At 71.2% G+C, this 16,261-nt stretch carries 16 protein-coding genes; 10 read left to right on the top strand and 6 right to left on the bottom strand.

Annotated elements, in window-relative coordinates; genetic code table 11:
* Positions 1–42: 42 nt before the first annotated feature.
* The 3 genes from ABEB12_RS10725 (at position 43) to ABEB12_RS10735 (ending at position 4,184) form a co-directional block, all read left to right on the top strand.
* Complete coding sequence (locus ABEB12_RS10725) at positions 43–657, top strand: VOC family protein (protein WP_185066429.1); 615 nt, start codon at positions 43–45, stop codon at positions 655–657.
* A complete protein-coding gene (locus ABEB12_RS10730; protein WP_185066428.1) occupies positions 657–2,483 on the top strand; it encodes an FAD-dependent monooxygenase in 1,827 nt (608 codons plus the stop codon). Before ABEB12_RS10725 ends, ABEB12_RS10730 begins: the two co-directional genes overlap by 1 nt.
* A gap of 363 nt (positions 2,484–2,846) precedes the next feature.
* The gene (locus ABEB12_RS10735; RefSeq protein ID WP_345702722.1) at positions 2,847–4,184 is read left to right on the top strand and encodes an HNH endonuclease signature motif containing protein; all 1,338 of its coding nucleotides are present in this window, start codon (positions 2,847–2,849) and stop codon (positions 4,182–4,184) included.
* Positions 4,185–4,249: 65 nt separating this feature from the next.
* Here ABEB12_RS10735 and ABEB12_RS10740 read toward each other — a convergent pair whose 3' ends face one another.
* Positions 4,250–4,810, bottom strand: coding sequence for a DUF305 domain-containing protein (locus ABEB12_RS10740; RefSeq protein WP_185066426.1), 561 nt, complete (start codon positions 4,808–4,810; stop codon positions 4,250–4,252).
* Entirely contained in the window at positions 4,807–6,465 is a 1,659-nt protein-coding gene (locus ABEB12_RS10745; protein WP_185066425.1) for an LVIVD repeat-containing protein, read from the bottom strand. The genes ABEB12_RS10740 and ABEB12_RS10745 overlap by 4 nt, the downstream gene beginning before the upstream one ends.
* Positions 6,466–6,584: 119 nt before the next feature.
* On the opposite strand from ABEB12_RS10745, the gene ABEB12_RS10750 reads away from it, so the two are divergent.
* The 6 genes from ABEB12_RS10750 (at position 6,585) to ABEB12_RS10775 (ending at position 11,982) form a co-directional block, all read left to right on the top strand.
* Positions 6,585–7,193 (top strand): TetR/AcrR family transcriptional regulator, encoded by a 609-nt coding sequence (locus ABEB12_RS10750; RefSeq protein WP_345702723.1) that lies wholly within the window; start codon positions 6,585–6,587, stop codon positions 7,191–7,193.
* Between the two features lie 60 nt (positions 7,194–7,253).
* Complete coding sequence (locus ABEB12_RS10755; RefSeq protein ID WP_185066714.1) at positions 7,254–7,718, top strand: nitroreductase/quinone reductase family protein; 465 nt, start codon at positions 7,254–7,256, stop codon at positions 7,716–7,718.
* A gap of 154 nt (positions 7,719–7,872) precedes the next feature.
* On the top strand, positions 7,873–9,102 hold the full coding sequence (locus ABEB12_RS10760) for a TMEM165/GDT1 family protein (protein WP_185066424.1): 1,230 nt from the start codon (positions 7,873–7,875) through the stop codon (positions 9,100–9,102).
* A gap of 13 nt (positions 9,103–9,115) precedes the next feature.
* Complete coding sequence (locus ABEB12_RS10765; RefSeq protein ID WP_345702724.1) at positions 9,116–10,300, top strand: multidrug effflux MFS transporter; 1,185 nt, start codon at positions 9,116–9,118, stop codon at positions 10,298–10,300.
* A gap of 10 nt (positions 10,301–10,310) precedes the next feature.
* Positions 10,311–10,793 carry a TrkA C-terminal domain-containing protein gene (locus tag ABEB12_RS10770; protein WP_185066423.1) on the top strand — a complete coding sequence of 161 codons (483 nt, stop codon included), beginning with the start codon at positions 10,311–10,313 and terminating at the stop codon, positions 10,791–10,793.
* 4 nt (positions 10,794–10,797) lie between these two features.
* On the top strand, positions 10,798–11,982 hold the full coding sequence (locus ABEB12_RS10775; protein WP_185066422.1) for a cation:proton antiporter domain-containing protein: 1,185 nt from the start codon (positions 10,798–10,800) through the stop codon (positions 11,980–11,982).
* Positions 11,983–12,082: 100 nt separating this feature from the next.
* On the opposite strand, the gene fabG is transcribed toward ABEB12_RS10775, so the two are convergent.
* A complete protein-coding gene (fabG, locus tag ABEB12_RS10780; RefSeq protein WP_185066421.1) occupies positions 12,083–12,838 on the bottom strand; it encodes a 3-oxoacyl-ACP reductase FabG in 756 nt (251 codons plus the stop codon).
* 167 nt (positions 12,839–13,005) lie between these two features.
* Between fabG and ABEB12_RS10785 the strand changes: the two genes are divergently transcribed.
* On the top strand, positions 13,006–13,299 hold the full coding sequence (locus tag ABEB12_RS10785; RefSeq protein ID WP_185066420.1) for a hypothetical protein: 294 nt from the start codon (positions 13,006–13,008) through the stop codon (positions 13,297–13,299).
* 1 nt (position 13,300) lies between these two features.
* Here ABEB12_RS10785 and ABEB12_RS10790 read toward each other — a convergent pair whose 3' ends face one another.
* Genes ABEB12_RS10790 through ABEB12_RS10800 form a run of 3 tightly spaced genes read right to left on the bottom strand, consistent with a single transcriptional unit; the run spans position 13,301 to position 16,253 of the window.
* Positions 13,301–14,494 carry a phosphotransferase gene (locus tag ABEB12_RS10790; RefSeq protein WP_185066419.1) on the bottom strand — a complete coding sequence of 398 codons (1,194 nt, stop codon included), beginning with the start codon at positions 14,492–14,494 and terminating at the stop codon, positions 13,301–13,303.
* Positions 14,495–15,385 (bottom strand): hypothetical protein, encoded by an 891-nt coding sequence (locus ABEB12_RS10795; RefSeq protein ID WP_221499058.1) that lies wholly within the window; start codon positions 15,383–15,385, stop codon positions 14,495–14,497. It lies immediately after the preceding gene.
* Position 15,386: 1 nt separating this feature from the next.
* Positions 15,387–16,253, bottom strand: a complete 867-nt coding sequence (locus tag ABEB12_RS10800) for a vWA domain-containing protein (RefSeq protein WP_185066418.1) — start codon at positions 16,251–16,253, stop codon at positions 15,387–15,389.
* Between the last annotated feature and the right edge of the window lie 8 nt (positions 16,254–16,261).

The following is a 16,261-nucleotide window of genomic DNA, read 5'->3' on the forward strand; positions in this document are numbered from 1 at the left end:
TTCACTGGTGGCCGGCGAACCTGACCTTGAAGGAGTAAACGCATGACGCACGAGACCCGAAGAGCCCCGGCATACCTCGCCCACTGGGTCGTCAAGACCGCCCGAGCCCAGGAGATGATCGACTGGTACGGGCACGTCTTCGACGCCCACGTGGTGCACGAGGACAAGACGTTCGCCTTTCTCACCTGGGACGAGGAGAGCCATCGCCTGGCCCTGATCAAGCTGCCCAGCCCGGTGAAGCTGGCGTTTCCACTGGCGAAGCTGCGCCGCAAGGTCTACGGAATCGACCACCTCGCGTTTGGGTTCGACTCCCTGGGGACGCTGCTACACAAGTGGGAGAAACTTCGCGAGATCGGTATCGAGCCGGTCTGGGCCATCAACCACGGGCCGACCACGTCGCTGTACTACGAGGACCCGGACGGCATCCGGTTGGAGTTCCAGGTCGAGAACTTCCCCAGCGCCCGGCAGGTCATGGACTACATCGAGGGCGACGAATTCGAGGCGAACCCGATCGGTGTGAACATCGACCCCGGCTACCTGCTGGAGCGATACCGTGCCGGCGTCCCGGAGCGTGAACTGCTGAAACAGGGCGCAGGTACCCGGCCCGGGACGACGCAGAAGGCGAACCGCAAAGCGATCAACTTCCGGACGCTGTGATGGGCGACGTCACCATCGTGGGCGCCGGCGCGACCGGGTGCACCATGGCGCTCCTGCTCTCCCGATACGGCATCGCGAGCACGGTGCTCGAACGGCGCACCGATGCGCTCAACCACCCGGCCGCGCACGTCATCAACGCCCGCTCACTGGAAATCTGGCGCCGCGCCGCACCGAAGCTGGCCTCGCGAATCGCCGCGCTCGCACCACCCCTGGACGAGATCGGCGTCGTGCGCTGGTGCACCGACCTGTACTCCGCACCGCTCGGCGAGATCGACCTCACCTCCGACGCGGACAACCTCGCCCGGGTGTCCAGCCACAGCCGGTATCTGGTCTCCCACATCGGTCAGCACCTGCTCATGCCGGTCCTCTGGGACGCTATCGAGGCCGATCCGTTGATCGACTTCCGCCGTGGCGTGCGGGTTCAGGCTGTCACAACGGACTCCTCCGGCGTGACGGTCCACGCCGCGGATGCCGGCGGGCGACGCGTCGTTCTGCCCGCCCGGTACGTCATCGGCGCCGACGGCGCCAACAGCGCCGTCCGTGACGCGCTCGGGATCCAGATGCGCGGGCCGGTCCTGGCCAAGCTGGGCAGCGCCTTCTTCGGGGCCAAGCTGCCGTTCTCAGGCGGGCGCCGCCCGCTGCTCAGCTGGATCTACTCGCCCACGTTCTCCGGCGGGCTCATCGCGCACGCGGAGGACAACTACGTGCTCATGACGGCCTACCTCAGCGGCCAGCAGGAGATCGCCCGGGACAGCCGCGCGTATTGGGAGCGGACCCTGCCCTCGGTCATCGGCCGGGACGTGCCCGCACGCATTCACTCCACCGGTACCTGGACGATGACGAGCCAAACCGCCGAGACCTTCACGCGGGGCAACGTGATCCTGGCGGGCGACGCCGCGCACCGCTTCCCGCACACCGGCGGGTTCGGGCTCAACAGTGGCGTGCAGGACTCCCACAACCTGGCCTGGAAACTGGCCGCCGTACTGGAGGACCGCGCGCCGGCCACGCTGCTGGACAGCTACGAACCCGAGCGCCGACCGGTCGTGGAACGCTTCGCCGCGCAGAGCGTCGCCAACCATTTCAAGCTCGATGAGGTCATGCGGGGCCTCGCGGCGTCCAACCGGGCACTGGGCCACCTGACCACCGCGTTCGACCATCCGTTCGTCAACCGCCTGCCGGCGTGGGTCCTGCGCGCGGCGAGCGAGCGGCTGATCGGCACCGCGGCACGCCGCACCGCCACGCTCGCGGGCACCAGCGGCGGTTCCCGGTACCGTCGCGCCACGATCAGGCGGCGCATCCCGGCCCAGCTGGAACACTTCGCCTCCACCGGCCTCGAGTTCGGTTACGCCTATGACGGTCCGCTCATCCGTAGCGAGCACTCGTCACAGCCCCTCGAGGGTGCCGGCGTCATCCGGTACCGGCCCACCACCTGGCCCGGAGCCCGCCTCCCGCATGCCGTCATCAGCCATGATGGTGAGGCCGTGTCCACGCACGACGTCCTGGACCTGCGCGAGTACAGCTTGTACAGCGCCGCGCCCGAGGCGTGGCGCGCCGTCCTCCCAGCCGGAACCCCGCTCCGCATCATCGCCCTCGATCCGGCCCCCACCACGGACCAAAGGGCCTTGATTGACCTGTTCGAGGTGGGCGAGCACGGCGCGGTCCTGGTCCGGCCGGACGGCCATGTCGCATGGCGCACACCCCGCGGCGCCACGGGCGAACTCGGGCGCACGATCGCGGGCGCCGTGGACATCAAGTCCGACGCCTCCCACCTGCCCGGCCTCAGCGCGCTTCCGGCCGCCGAGCAAGCGCGCGGGGCGCTGGCGTAGTGGGCACCCCAGGCGAGCCGCAAGCGCGGCGCCTCGTCAACGGCGTCGCGTGGATTCGGCCAGCGGGCGGGACGCGATCTCGCGGGCGCAGCCCGCCGGCGCGCGTGCCACCGGGACGACCCGTAGGGCGCCCAGTAAGCATGATCGAATTCTACGGTGGCGCAATGTTCCCTCATGCTCGCGAGGTGTGAAACCAAATAAAATTCCGGGCGGCCAGAGTGGTTGTCTTCTTCGCGCAGCGTGGCGAATGGGACCAGGAGCCGGATTTCGGGGGGAATCGAGTTTCCACGCTCGCTCCCCCGAAAGACGGCCCACAGCCAGGGAACCCGCTCCGAAAGCCGGTGCCCCGGGTCCTGTCTTGCGTTGCAAGCCGGGTACGGCACACGACCCACACCTCCATCTTCAATAGATTTGCTCCCGGCTCGCAATCTACGATACCATGAACGCATGTTCGAGCAATGTGTTGAGGAAGCGGCCGCCGCGGTGGCCGCCTTCGGCGCGTACCTCGCTACCGCTGACGGCGCCACCCAGATCGAAGGCCTCAAAGCCCTGGAACGGCTGGGGCGGCACGTGTCGCACCTGAAGCTGTCCGTGGTGGCCGATCTGGACCGGTCGGGGGAGTTCGACCAGCGCTGTGTCACCACCCGCGCCGCGATCGCCGACCTGTTGGGCTACCACCCGGGGCGAGCTCGACGGATGGTCGCGGTCGCCCGCTCGGTGTTCCCCACCGCCCTGGGCGGGCAACCGGTAGAACCGGTCATGCCCGCCACCGCTTCGGCGTTGGGTGAGCTGAGCATCGACCAGGCGCACGCCGACGTCATCGAGAACCTGTTGAACTCCCCGACCGGGCGGCGGTTGGACCCCGGCGTGTGGGGTGGTGCGGAGAAACAGCTCGCCGAATGGGCGGTGACGTGTCGGCCCGATGAACTGCGTCGCCTCGGTGCCCAGCTGCTGAACACCTTGGATCAGGACGGTCCGGAACCCGAGGACGAGAAACCACAGCTGAACGAGCTGTATCTGTGCCGCTGCCGCGACGGCCAGGGCGGCCGGGTCAAAGGCCAACTCGACACCACAACCTTCACCGCGTTGTCGTTGGCGTTGGAAGGCCACCGCACCAGCGGCGACGAAGACGAGGACAAGTCCCTGGCTGAGCGTGACGCGGATGCCCTCGGCGCGCTGTGTGTCCAGGCGCTCGACCAGGCTGACCTGCCCATCCAAGGTGGGGAACGACCCCACTTGACCGTGATCATCCAAGAACAAGACCTGCGGGAACGGATACGGGGGGCCACCCTCGGGCTCGGCTGGGCCACGGCCGCGCAAATCCGTCAACTGGCGTGTGACTGCAAAGTCCTACCCGTGGTGATGGACGGTGACAGCAAAGTCGTGGATGTCGGGCGGATCAGACGCACCGTGGACCACTACCAACGCCGGGCGGTCGCCGCCCGCGACCGAGGCTGCGCCTGGTGGGGCTGCAACAGGAAACCCCGCCACTGCGAAGTCCACCACATCATCCCCTGGGCCCACGGTGGCCGCACCGACCTGGGCAACCTGGTCATGCTCTGCTGGGCCCACCACCGGATGATCCACCACGCCGGGTGGGAAATCCGCATCCACCACGGTTGGCCGGAATTTATCCCCCCGAAATGGATGGACACCAGCCAAACACCCCGCCGAAAACCCCGAATACCGATCACCGCATGAAGATAGTTGTGGATGTCGGCGTGCCGCGGGCGATGGGCAAGCCGCGCCGGACCGGTGTCAATTCTTCACGGAGGCGGTAGGGGCGCGGCGCCGTAGGTTCTGAGCAGGGCCAGCATCTGGCCGACTTCCTCGGTCTGGGCGTTCGCCATCTGGGCGGCGGCCTGCCGCACGACTTCGAGGGTGGGGTGCGCGTCGCGGGCCATGGCGATTCCGCCCTGGTGGTGCCGGATCATCAGCCGCAGGAACAGCACGTCGAACTCGTTGCCGGACTTGGCCCACAAGTTGGTGAGTTCTTCGGGCGAGGCCATTCCGGGCATCGAGTGACCCATCTCGGCATGGGCGGACTCCGCCGGCTTGCCCCACAGTCGCAACCAGCCGCGCATTCCTCCGAGTTCCTGGGACTGGCTGCCGAGAATGGCGTCGGCCAGCACCTTGACCGCCGGCCCGGCCCGGTTGTCCGCCAGCCCGGCCATGAGCACCGCCTGTTCGTGGTGGGTGCTCATGTCCTGGGAGAAGGCCACGTCGGCGGGGTCCGGCCGGTCCTGGTCCGGCGCGGTCACGCGTCCGACCAGGAAGGCGCCGACCAGTCCGGCGAGGATTCCCAGTGCGGCCAGTTTCGAGTTCATCGCCGCGGCCAGGCCCGCGCCGAGAGGTGCAGGACGTAGAAGCCCGAACCGGCGTCGGTGTACCAGACGTCGCGCCGGTCCGGGTCGAACGCCGGTTGGGAGAAGGCGAGGCTGCCGGGTAGCAGCCCGGCGATCTTGCCCGCCCTCGGCGGCGGGACGAAGTACGCCACCTCGCGGGGGCTGGACGGGTCGCTGATGTTGAACACCCGCAGCCCGGAGTTGAGGAACGAGCAGGCGGCGATCTCGGGATCTTCCAGCCGGTCCAGCGCGCAGTAGTGGGCGCCGTAGCCCAGCGCCTGGTTCGGCGGCAGGGGAGACGGGTCGGCGTTGGCCGCCCGGTGCTGGTCGCGCATGTTCACCTCGAGCCGCAGGTCCGACGTGACCCGGGGAGACCTGGGGTCCTCGATGTCGATGATCCGCGCGGCGCCGGCCAGGTCGTCCAGGGTCGCCGGGTTGAACCGGAACGCGAACTCGTCGAACTCGAGCAGGTAGTGGTGGCCGCGGCTGGTGAACGGCACCGTGTTCTGCGGGATGGACGCCGTCGGCCAGGTCATCCGGCTGATGTCCCGGACCTGGGGCTTGGCCCGGCGCGCCTGGACGTCGGCCACGTCGAGAATGCCGACGTTCCCGTTGATCGGGTCGGACTGGAACAGGGTGTTGCCGTCGCGCGACACGTTCAGGCCATGGGCGTAGTAGGCACCCTGCCAGATCGTGCGGGGCCGGCGCGGGTCCGCCACGTCGACGGCGTAGATGTATCCGCCGGCGCCGGCCACCCAGAAGGTGTTGCCGTCGGGGCTGAACCCGCTCTCGTGCCCGTTCACGATCGGCATCTGGGACAGCAGCGCCGGGCGGCGGCAGTCCCCGGCCACGTCGTAGACGGCCACGGTTCCCGGTGCCGTCCCGGCGTTGCCCACGGCGGCGGCGAGCAGGCCGCGCCGCTCGCTGAGGTTCAGCGACTCGTGCGGGGAGAGCATGGCCAGCGTCCGCAACATCGTCGTCAGCCTCGGCCGGGCCGGGTCGGACATGTCCAGGACGGCCACGCCCAGCGACGGACCGCCCCCTGCGCTGAGCAGGTTGGCCGGGGCGGTGAACGACGTGTCGTAGTAGGCGCAGGTGTGCCCCTGGCGGTCGGTGTAGCGCCACACCCGGAAACCGCCCGGGGTCAGGTGGTGCGACACCTGCGTGGCGTTGCAGGTCCACCCCTTGTCGGCGGCCGGCGAGTTCATGTCCGCCGCCGTGACCCGCCCCTGCACCCCGCGCAGCGGGCGCGAGTCCCCGTCGCAGTCCGCCCGGGGCACCGGGCGCAACGCCGGGCCCGGGATCGTCGTCGCCGGCTTCATCTCGGCGACCCGGGACGGCGGAATGGCGCCGAGCATCGCCTCCGCGTCGTTCGCGGGCAGCGTCGGGCCGGTCACGCCCGGCAGGCCGGGAACCCCGGGCAGCGCGGGCAGGTGCGGAGAACCGGGCGGTTCCGGCTCACCGTCGCCGGGGTCGGCGGCCACGAAGCCGTGCGCGGGGTGGTCGCCCGGCTGCGCCGCCGCGTCGGGAACGGCCAGTTGTGCGGCCGCCGCGCCGGGAGCGGCCAGTTGCGCGGCGGCGGCCAACACCGCGCACAGCATGCCGGTGCCGAGTCGTGCCCACCCGTTGCGTGGCATGCCGCCGCCCCGTTCCGCCGTTGGAAGGTCGCCTACGCGGGGTCAAACGAACTCTGGTCGACCACGATGCGCGAAGCCGCCTCTATCAGTCGATTCAATCAGTTGATAGAGTCGCCGGGGTGGACACCGACCGGCGGCTCGTCGCCGTCGCCGAACGCCTCTTCGCCGAGCGCGGCGTCGGGGCGGTGTCGCTGCGTGCGGTGATGCAGGCGGCCGGGACCAACGTGGCCGCGGTCCACTACCACTTCGGTTCCAAGCAAGGGCTGCTGGACGCGGTGCTGCGCGGCCGGGCCGACCAGGTGTCCAGCGGGCGCGACTCGCTGCTGGCGCGGCTGTCCGGAGCCGACGTCACCCCTCGGGACCTGGCGGAGGCGTTTGTGCGGCCGGTGGTCGCCGTGCTCGACGACGGCGGCGGGTACTGGGTTCGCCTGGTCGGGCAGATGCTGGCCACCGGCGACGACGGGCTCGCCGCGATCGCCGGGTCGTTCGCCGAGCGCAACGCGGACTTCGTCGAGCGGCTGGAACGGCTGAGCCCGGGCGTGGCCCCCGCCACGCTGCACTTCCGGATGGTGCAGGCGATGCACCTGACACTGCACGTCCTCGGCGACGTCGGCCGCACCCAACGGCTGCTGAACCACGCCGAGCACCCCTGGAACGCCGACGATGTGGTGAGCCACCTGGTAGACGTGGTGACCGCCATCTTCGCTGGCCCGCCCGACAGGAGTTGACCAGTGGAACGCCTGCCCGAACCCCCCAAGCACCTGAACTCGCCGGTCACGGCCAAGATCATGAAGTACATGGCGCGTGGCCAGGTGAAGATCTTCAAGCTCACCGGCGGGCGGGTCGGGAGCACCTGGCGGATGGGCGCGGGCTTCCGCAAGCCGGTGCCGACGCTGTTGCTGGAGCACCGGGGGCGCAAGTCCGGCCGCCGCTTCACCACCCCGCTGCTCTACCTGCGCGACGGCGACGACCTGGTGATCGTCGGCTCGCAGGGCGGCCTGCCGAAGCACCCGCAGTGGTTCTTCAACCTCACCAGCCACCCCGAAACCCGGGTGCACCTCAAGGGGCACCCGAACCAGCCGGTGCGCGCGCGGGTGGCGACGCCGGCCGAACGGGCCGAGCTGTGGCCGCGCCTGGTCGATCTCTACGCCGACTTCGCCAGCTATCAGGCCTGGACGGACCGGGAGATCCCGGTCGTCATCCTCACCCGGCCGGACCAACCTGGTAAACTGGGCGACAGCGAAGGGGAGTAGCTCCCAACGTCGCGGTCGACACACTGGTGGCCCATGCCGCCCGGCCGTGCGGCCTCTCTGGTTCACGAGAGAGGCGAGCGAGACCTTCGATTCGGCGTAACCGCCGGGTCGGAGACTCGCATTCCTCCGGTCCGACACGATCGGGGGTACAGACGTGGTCGAGTGGGTCCCAGCCTTCCTGCTGAGCTTCGGGGTGATCTTCGTCGCCGAGCTCGGCGACAAGTCCCAGCTCATGGCGTTGACGTTCGCCGTCCGCTACCGCCCGTGGCCCGTGCTGGCCGGCATCACGCTGGCCACCTCGCTGGTGCACGCGGTTTCGGTCGCGGTCGGCTACGGCCTCGGCGCGGCAATGCCTACCCAGTGGATCCTGCTGGCCGGCGGGCTGGCCTTCTTCGGGTTCGCCGCGTGGACGCTGCGCGGGGACGAGCTCTCCGAGGCGGACAGCGGCCGGGCGAACCGGACCACCCGCTCCGCCGTGATCGCGGTGACCGGGGCGTTCTTCCTGGCCGAGCTGGGTGACAAGACCATGCTGGCCACCATCACGCTGGCCACCCACCACGGCTGGTTCGGCACCTGGCTGGGCTCCACCGTGGGCATGGTGGTGGCGGACGCGCTGGCCATCCTGGTCGGTCGGGTGCTGGGCCGGCAGCTGCCGGAACGTACCGTGCGGTTCGGCGCGTCGGCGCTGTTCGTGCTGTTCGGCGGCTGGTTGCTGATCGACGCGGCCGGCCAGTTCGCGCAGGCCGGGCGGTGGGAGGCCGCCGGGCACCACATCGCCGGCTGGGTGGCGTTCGGCGTCGCGGTGGTGGGCATCATCGCCGGTTGGCTGGTGCGCACGCGCGCGCCGAAGGTGCAGGGTGGTCGCGGTCCCGGGCCGTACCGGGTGCCCGCCCGGCGGCGCGGCGGCACCGGGCGCCTGGCCGCCGTGTTGTTGTGGTCCTCGGTGCTGCTCGGGCTGGCGTCTTCGGTGCTGGTGGCCGCCGACCTGGTGCAGCCGATCCGGCCGCTGTCCGCGCCCGGCTGGGCCGTGCTCGGCGCCGGCGTGATGTTGCTGGGCGTGGCGCTGCTGCTGGCCGCGCAGGTGGGCCTGGGCCGGGTCCGGCGGGCGTGGCGGGACGGCCGCACCGAGGCGCGGCTGGTCACCGGCGGCGTCTATTCGCGAGTGCGGAATCCCGGGCTGACCGGGATAGTGGTGCTGATGGCCGGCACCTTGTTCATGGCACCCACCCCGCTCGCGGTGCTGGCTACCCTGTTGCTGCTGGTCGCGGTGCAGGTGCAGGCCCGCGCGGTGCGTGAGCCGACGCTGGAGGGGCTGTTCGGCGCCGACTACCAGCGCTACCGCCGGCGCACCGGGCGGTTCTTACCGCGCATCGGGCAGCGCTGAGTTAGCGGGAGCGTTGAGCGAAACCCAACACCGGGGCCTCCGGCTGACCCTGATCCTGGGTTCGCTCGCCGCTTTCGCGCCGATGTCGATCGACCTGTACCTGCCCGCGCTGCCCGAGATGTCCCGGCAGTTCGGGGTGGGCGCGGCGCAGGTGCAGCTCACCCTGACCGCCTGCCTGGTGGGCATCGGCCTGGGGCAGCTGCTGGTCGGCCCGGCCAGTGATGCCCTGGGCCGGCGCTGGCCGCTGATGATCGGGTTGGCGGTGTACGTGGCGGCGTCCATCGGCTGCGCGCTGGCCGGATCGGTCACCGTGCTGACCGGGATGCGCCTGGTCCAGGGCCTGGCCGGCGGGGCCGGCATGGTGATCGCCCGGGCGGTGGTCCGGGACCTGTTCGCCGGGGTCGAGATGGCCCGGTTCTTCTCGCTGTTGATGCTGGTGAACGGCGTGGCGCCGATCGCGGCGCCGCTGATGGGCAGCCTGTTGATGGAGGTGCTGCCCTGGCCGGCGCTGTTCGGCGTGCTGGCCGTCTACGGGGCGTCGCTGCTGGTCGCGGTGGGTTTCGGGCTGGCCGAGACGCTGCCGCCGCAGGCCCGGCGCACCGGTGGGCTGGCGGACAGCCTGCGGGTGATGCGGCGGCTGCTGGGCACCCGGTCGTTCATGGGCTACGCGCTCACCCTGGGCGCGGTGTTCGCCGCGCTGTTCTGCTACATCGCCGGCACGCCGTTCGTGCTGCAGCACGTCTACCAGCTCAGCCCGCAGGAGTTCGGCATCGCCTTCGGGGTGAACTCGGTGGGCATCATCGGGCTGGGCCAGCTGAACCGGGCGCTGCTGCGCCGCTGGTCGTCGCGCCCGCTGGTCGCGGCCGGGCTGACCGCGAGCGTGTTGGGTGGGCTGGAGCTGCTGGTCGCCACGGCGCTCGGGTTGAGCCTGCCGTTCGTGCTGGTCGGGCTGTTCGTGGTGGTGGCCAGCGTCGGGCTGATCGCGCCGAACGCCGTGGCGCTGGCCCTGGCCGACCGGAAGGAGGAGGCAGGCAACGCCTCCGCGCTGCTCGGGCTCACCCAGTTCGCCCTGGGCGCGGCCGCCGCGCCGGCCGTGGGATGGCTCGGGGGCGCCGGTGCGCTCGGCATGGGCGCGTTGATGTGCGGTTTCGCGATGCTGGCCGGGCTGTTGTTCGTTGTACTAACCAGAGAAAGTTAGGCTGGTTGGCGTGGATGTGGAGGTCACCCGGCTGCCCGGGGTCGGCACGAAGCAGGAGTTCACCACCAGCACCGGACGGCGGGTGGGCGTGCTCAGCCATCGAGACGGGCACCGTGAGCTGCTCGTCTCCGACCTGACCGACCCGGACGCGTGCAGCGCGGCGGTGCCGCTCAACGAGCCGGAGTGTGTGGCGCTGGGCACCCTCCTCGGCGCGCCCAACCTGGTCGCCCAGCTGCGGGCCGAGCAGTCCGAGGTGCCCGGGGTGGCCACCGCGCAGTTCCCCATCACCCACGGTTCGCCCTACGCCGGCCGCACGCTCGGCGACACCGCGATGCGGACCCGCAGTGGGGCGTCCGTCGTCGCCGTGCTCCGGGGCGGCACTGTGCTGCCCTCGCCCCGCCCCGACTTCCGGTTCGACGGCGGCGACCTGGTGGTCATCGTCGGCACAGCGGACGGACTGAAGCAGGCGGCCGCCATCCTCGAACAAGGCTGAGCCGTTGCCGCACACCGCGATCGCGCTGCTCGAGCTCGGTGCGCTGTTCTTCGGGCTCGGCGTGCTCGGCCGGATGGCGTCCCGGATCGGGATCTCCCCGGTGCCGTTGTACCTGCTCGGCGGACTGGCCTTCGGCACGGGCGGGCTGGTCCCGCTGGCCGGCATCGAGTCGTTCACCGAGCTGGCCTCCGAGGTCGGCGTGGTGCTGCTGCTGTTGCTGCTGGGCCTGGAGTACAGCGCGACCGACCTGGTGACCGGGTTGCGCCAGTCCTGGCTGGCCGGGGTGCTGGACATGGTGCTCAACGCCGCGCCCGGGGCGATCGCCGCGCTGCTGCTGGGCTGGGGGCCGCTCGGCGCGCTGGCCATGGCCGGGGTGACCTGGGTGTCCTCCTCGGGGATCATCGCCAAGGTGCTCGGCGACCTCGGCCGGCTGGGTAACCGGGAGACCCCGGCGGTGCTCTCCGTGCTGGTCATGGAGGACCTGGCGATGGCGCTGTACCTGCCCATCACGACCGCCGCGCTGGCCGGGGTGAGCTTCCTGAACGGCCTGCGCAGCGTCGGGGTGGCGCTGGCGCTGCTGGCCGTGGTGATGGTGGTGGCGCTGCGCTACGGGCGGTTCGTCTCGCTGATCGTGGACTCGCCCAGCTCCGAGGTCTTCCTGCTGCGCCTGCTCGGGGTCGCGTTGCTGGTGGCCGGGCTGGCGTCGCAGCTGCAGGTCTCGGCCGCGGTCGGCGCGTTCCTGCTGGGCATCGCCATCTCCGGGGAGACCGCGGAGAACGCCACCCGCGTGCTCACCCCGCTGCGCGACCTGTTCGCCGCCATGTTCTTCGTGGTCTTCGGGTTCAACACCCACCCGGGGGAGATCCCGCCGGTGCTCCCGGTGGCCATAGCGCTGGCCGCGGTCACCACGGTCACCAAGCTGGCCACCGGCTGGTTCGCGGCTCGTCGGGTGGCCAGCGGTACGGGCCGCGTGCGCGCCGGGGCGGCGCTGGTCGCCCGGGGCGAGTTCTCCATCGTGATCGCCGGGCTGGCCGTCGCCTCCGGTGCGCTCAACGACGGCCTGGCGCCGTTGGCGACGACGTATGTGCTGCTGATGGCCATTCTCGGCCCGGTGCTCGCCCGCGTCCTGGACCCGATCGCCCGCCGCCTGGTCACCTGGCACCGCGCCCGCCGCGCCGCCGCCCCCTAGCACCCAGCGGCAGCCCAGTTCCTTTTCGATCATGAAATGGGGGAACTACGCTGCCGCTCGGCGAAACCGCGGAGCAGTCGGGTGCTCCCGCCCTCCCTGGTCAGGCCTTGGGGCCGCCGGCTACGTAGATCACCTGGCCGGAGACGAAGCCGGAGTCCTCGCTGGCGAAGAAGGAGACCGCGTTGGCGATGTCGTCCGGCTTGCCGACCCGGCGCACCGGGATATTGGCCGCCGCGTTCTTCTGGTAGTCCTCCCACGCCACGCCGACCCGCTCGGCGGTGGCCTTGGTCATCTCGGTGGCGATGAACCCGGGCGCGATGGCGTTCACCGTGATGTTGTAGCGGCCCAGCTCGATGGCCAGCGTCTTGGTCATGCCCTGCAGGCCGGCCTTGGCGGTGGAGTAGTTGGTCTGGCCCCGGTTGCCCAGTGCGGAGGTGCTGGACAGGTTCACGATTCGGCCCCAGTCGGCCTTGACCATGTGCGCCTGGGTCGCGCGGGCCATCAGGAACGAGCCGCGCAGGTGCACGCCGATCACCATGTCCCAGTCTTCGTCGGTCATCTTGAAGACCAGGTTGTCCCGGGTCACGCCGGCGTTGTTGACCAGGATGGTGGGCGGGCCGAGCACGTCGGCGACCCGCTCGACGGCGGCGGTCACCGCTTCGGTGCTGCTCACGTCCGCGCCGACGGCCAGCGCGTTGCCGCCGTCCTTGGTGATCCGGGTGACCGTGTCCGCGCAGGAATCCTCGTTCAGGTCCACCACGGCGACCGCGTGCCCGTCCTTGGCCAGCCGCTGCGCGGTCGCGGCACCGATGCCGCGCGCCGCCCCGGTCACGATGGCCACTCTGCTCTCGCTCACCAAAACCTCCCGTTCCGGTCAATATCCCGAGCACATCCTGACCCCTGCTCGGGCTGTGCGCTCATTGGCCCACCGGTGAGGTCGGGTGAGGGTGGTCACCGGCAGCGGCGGTCCACCCAGCGGACCGGGTGCTTCACCCGGTGCGGTGCCCTCGTCACACTCGGTTCGTGGCGCAGACCTCGGTGACGCGGAAGCGTCCGTGCCGGCAGTGCGGCGGCCGCTACTACGCCGGCCACGTGAACCCCGTCGCCGCGCTGGTCGCGGTGCTCGCCTTCCTCGGCGGGGTGGGTATGACGGTGATGCAGAGCGGGTTCCTCCGGGTGCTCAGCCACGGCGGGACACCGCCGGTGGACCGGATCTTCACGAACATCCACTGGGCCGTCGCCGGGGTGGTGGTGGCGATTGTGGTGGCGATGGTCGGCCACCGCTACCGGTGCATCAACTGCGACACCCCGCGGTAGCTCACTGCCGCACCAGCACCGCCGTCGCCAGCAGGATGCCCATCGCCAGCCCGGCCAGCAGCCCGGTCGCCGGCGGCGCACCCAGCCCCTGGCTCATCGCGGTGAAGAAGCCACAGGTGAGCAGGCCGGCCAGCGTCGCACCCAAGGCCCGCGAGATGCGCCGGTGCAGGGGCGCTCGCTTGGTGGTCGGCCTGGCCGAGGCGCGTGGCGTCGGCGATGGTTTCGGCCGCTTGGGCTTCCCCCGGGGCGGCGGCGGGGTTGAGGGGACCGGCTGGTCCAGGCGTTCCCACCACGGGCGGGTGGCGGCGCCGGTGAGCAGTTCGTGCAGCTCGGGGATGGGCGAGCCGGGATGGCACTGCTCCCGCAGGCGGTCGGCGAGGTGGTCCACCTCCGGGTCGTGCAGGGCGGCCAGGTGCGTCCAGGTCGGCGTGCGGAACGGCGGCTGGAAGTCGTCGCGCTGGAACAGCAGGTTGTCCCCGACGTGCAGGCTCCGCCACGGTGCTGGGTTGCGGGACAGCGCGAGCAGGGACAGGTAGATGACCAGCCCGGGGAAGGTGTCCATCCGCGGGCCCCACGGCCGGCCCGGCGGCTGGTAGTTGCGGTGCCCGGTCTCGCTCGGCGGGGGCTGCCCGGCGAACCGGCCGATCCACGAGCAGTCGAAGTCGACCAGCCGGGGCACCCCCGCACCGTCCACCAGCACGTTGCCGTGCTGCAGGTCGCCGTGCGCGAACTCGGCCGCCTGCAGGCGCAGGACCAGATCCCGCCAGGTGCCGGCCAGGGTGGCCAGTGCGCCGGTGTCGCCGGTCTCCACCAGGTCCTCGACGTGCCGGTTCAGGGTGCGGCCGTTCACCCAGGTCATCCGGATCATCGGCCAGGTGCGGCCGTTCACCGTGATCGCGTCGTCCACCCAGTGCGACATGGCCACGCAGTCGGTCAGCCGGTGGCCGAGGAAGTGGTCGCGCAGCGCCGTGTAGCGGTCCCGGTGGCAGGCGCCGGCCCGGGTGGGGAAGCGCAGCGCCTGCTCCTCGCCGTCCAGCACCGCCTTGAACACCACCGCACTGGTGCCCGAGGCCGGGCTGGGAATCCGCCAGACCGGGTGCAGCGCGAACTCCGCGCTCCGCAGCTCCGCGCAGCGGAACGCCTCGGAATGCTGGACCGCCTTCAGGTAGTCCTCCTTGCTGGGGAAATCCGACATCTACCCGCACACCACCAGATGCCGGGGCGGCCCGGCCGCCAGGTGTACCCGCAGCAGCGTGACGTCGTCGTTCACCATCGCGCCCGTCCGGCGCAGCTCGGTGACCAGCGCCCGGAACGTGGCCGGGTGCTCCAGCGCGGCCAGCGCCGGCCACGGCGACCCGCGGCCATGCCCGCCGCCGTGCCCGCCGCTGTGCGCGCCGCTGTGCGCGGCGCCGGCCAGCCACTGCGCCAGCGCGTCCGTGGCCAGGTAGAGCCGGTCGCCCTCGGCCAGCCGGCCGGAGTGGTACTCGAGCCGGTCCAACGTGGCGGCGAGGCGCTCGGGCTTGGTGGAGATGCCGTCCGGGTTCACCCCGAAGCCGTCCGGGGGGATCGGCGGGGCCTGGGTGACCAGCCGCCGGCCCCGGACCTGGAACAGCACCGTGTCGCCCAGCCCGATCGCGTGCCAGCCCGGTGACGGACCGGCCAGCCCGGTCAGCTCGCACCCCAGGAAGGTGGCGAACGAACCCACCCGGGCGGCCTTCAACCGGGCCAGCTCGTTCGCGCCGGCCAGGGCCGGGTCCCGGTTCCACCGTTCCTGCGCGCGGACCAGCCACTCACCCAGCGGCCCGTGGCTCAGTGGGGGTGGGCGCTCGGCCCCGTTGCCCAGGAAGCCGGCGGTGAGCGCCGCGGCCCAGCGTGCCGAGCCGAAGCCCTCGGTGGCGCCGTCGGCCACCGCGAACCGGGGGTTGCGACCGGCCAGCGGGTCGCCCGGGTCGGTCGCCGCGCCGTCCTCCCACTCGTGCTCGGCGTTGCCCGCCTTCGGCGCGTAGAAGGTCACCATGGTCGGGATCACGGACCAGTGTCGCCCGCGTGCGCCGAACTGGGCGCCCGCTCGGAATGCGCGTTCCACGCTAGTAGGGCCGGCCGGGGACGCGGGTGCCGATCTGCAGCACCCGGAGCAGGGTGGACCGGCCCACGTTGAACGCCAGCCCGCGCGCCCCCGGCCGCACGTCCACGCCGTCCGCCCGGGCGTTCTCCAGCATCGGCGCGGGAAGTTCGCTGCTCAGGCCGAACAGCAGCGGGCCGGGCTCGGGCAGGCCCGCCGCGCGAGCGGGAAAGAGCACCTCGGGGGCGTGGGCGGGGGAGAGGAAGACGTTGAAGAACAGCGCCGGCCCGTCGTTGGTGCGGATCGAGGTGAGCCGCTGGACCCACTCCTCCAGCCGGGCGCCCCGGTACGGGCTGTCCGTCACCATCCCGTCGGTGATGTTGATGACGATCGGCGGGAACGAGTCGCGGTGCTTCTGCGCCCAGTCCAGCACGTGGTCGCCGACCACCGCGATCGCCTCGCACATCGGGGTGCGGTAGCCGTGCACCGGCTCGACCCAGATCGGGATCATCGAGCTGGCCGCCATCCGATCCACCGACGGCTCCTCGCGCACGGTCAGCGGGTTGTCCGCGAGCTCCGGCAGCGGGACCAGCCCGCGCCCGGCCAACGCCCCGCCGAACGCCGACTCGACACCCTCGCCGGGGTTGGTCAGACAGGCGCCGTAGCCGAACACGCCGACGTCGAAGTAGTGCCGTACCGGTTGGTTCACCTCGGCGGTGCCGGTGATGCACAGGTCCAACAAGATGTTGTTCAGCGCCAGGGCCGCGCCGACGGCCATCGAGGAACCCGTCCCGGACCACGGCGTCTTCATCGAGTCGGAGCGGTCCAGGAGCACGGCGATGCACCCGGGGTCGGACCGAGTGACCGACCGGCTGTAGGTGGTTTCGGACATGTTCTCCC

Source organism: Actinospineispora eucalypti, assembly GCF_039543365.1.
In the GTDB taxonomy this organism is placed as follows: Bacteria; Actinomycetota; Actinomycetes; order Mycobacteriales; family Pseudonocardiaceae; genus Pseudonocardia; species Pseudonocardia eucalypti.

What these genes read in the sequence shown, in the direction of transcription:
- ABEB12_RS10745 (WP_185066425.1), bottom strand. Translation starts at nt 6,465, where the DNA reads ATGCCACGCAACGGGTGGGCACGACTCGGCACCGGCATGCTGTGCGCG.
- ABEB12_RS10725 (WP_185066429.1), top strand. Translation starts at nt 43, where the DNA reads ATGACGCACGAGACCCGAAGAGCCCCGGCATACCTCGCCCACTGGGTC.
- ABEB12_RS10800 (WP_185066418.1), bottom strand. Translation starts at nt 16,253, where the DNA reads ATGTCCGAAACCACCTACAGCCGGTCGGTCACTCGGTCCGACCCCGGG.
- ABEB12_RS10730 (WP_185066428.1), top strand. Translation starts at nt 657, where the DNA reads ATGGGCGACGTCACCATCGTGGGCGCCGGCGCGACCGGGTGCACCATG.
- ABEB12_RS10755 (WP_185066714.1), top strand. Translation starts at nt 7,254, where the DNA reads ATGAAGTACATGGCGCGTGGCCAGGTGAAGATCTTCAAGCTCACCGGC.
- ABEB12_RS10790 (WP_185066419.1), bottom strand. Translation starts at nt 14,494, where the DNA reads ATGTCGGATTTCCCCAGCAAGGAGGACTACCTGAAGGCGGTCCAGCAT.
- ABEB12_RS10740 (WP_185066426.1), bottom strand. Translation starts at nt 4,810, where the DNA reads ATGAACTCGAAACTGGCCGCACTGGGAATCCTCGCCGGACTGGTCGGC.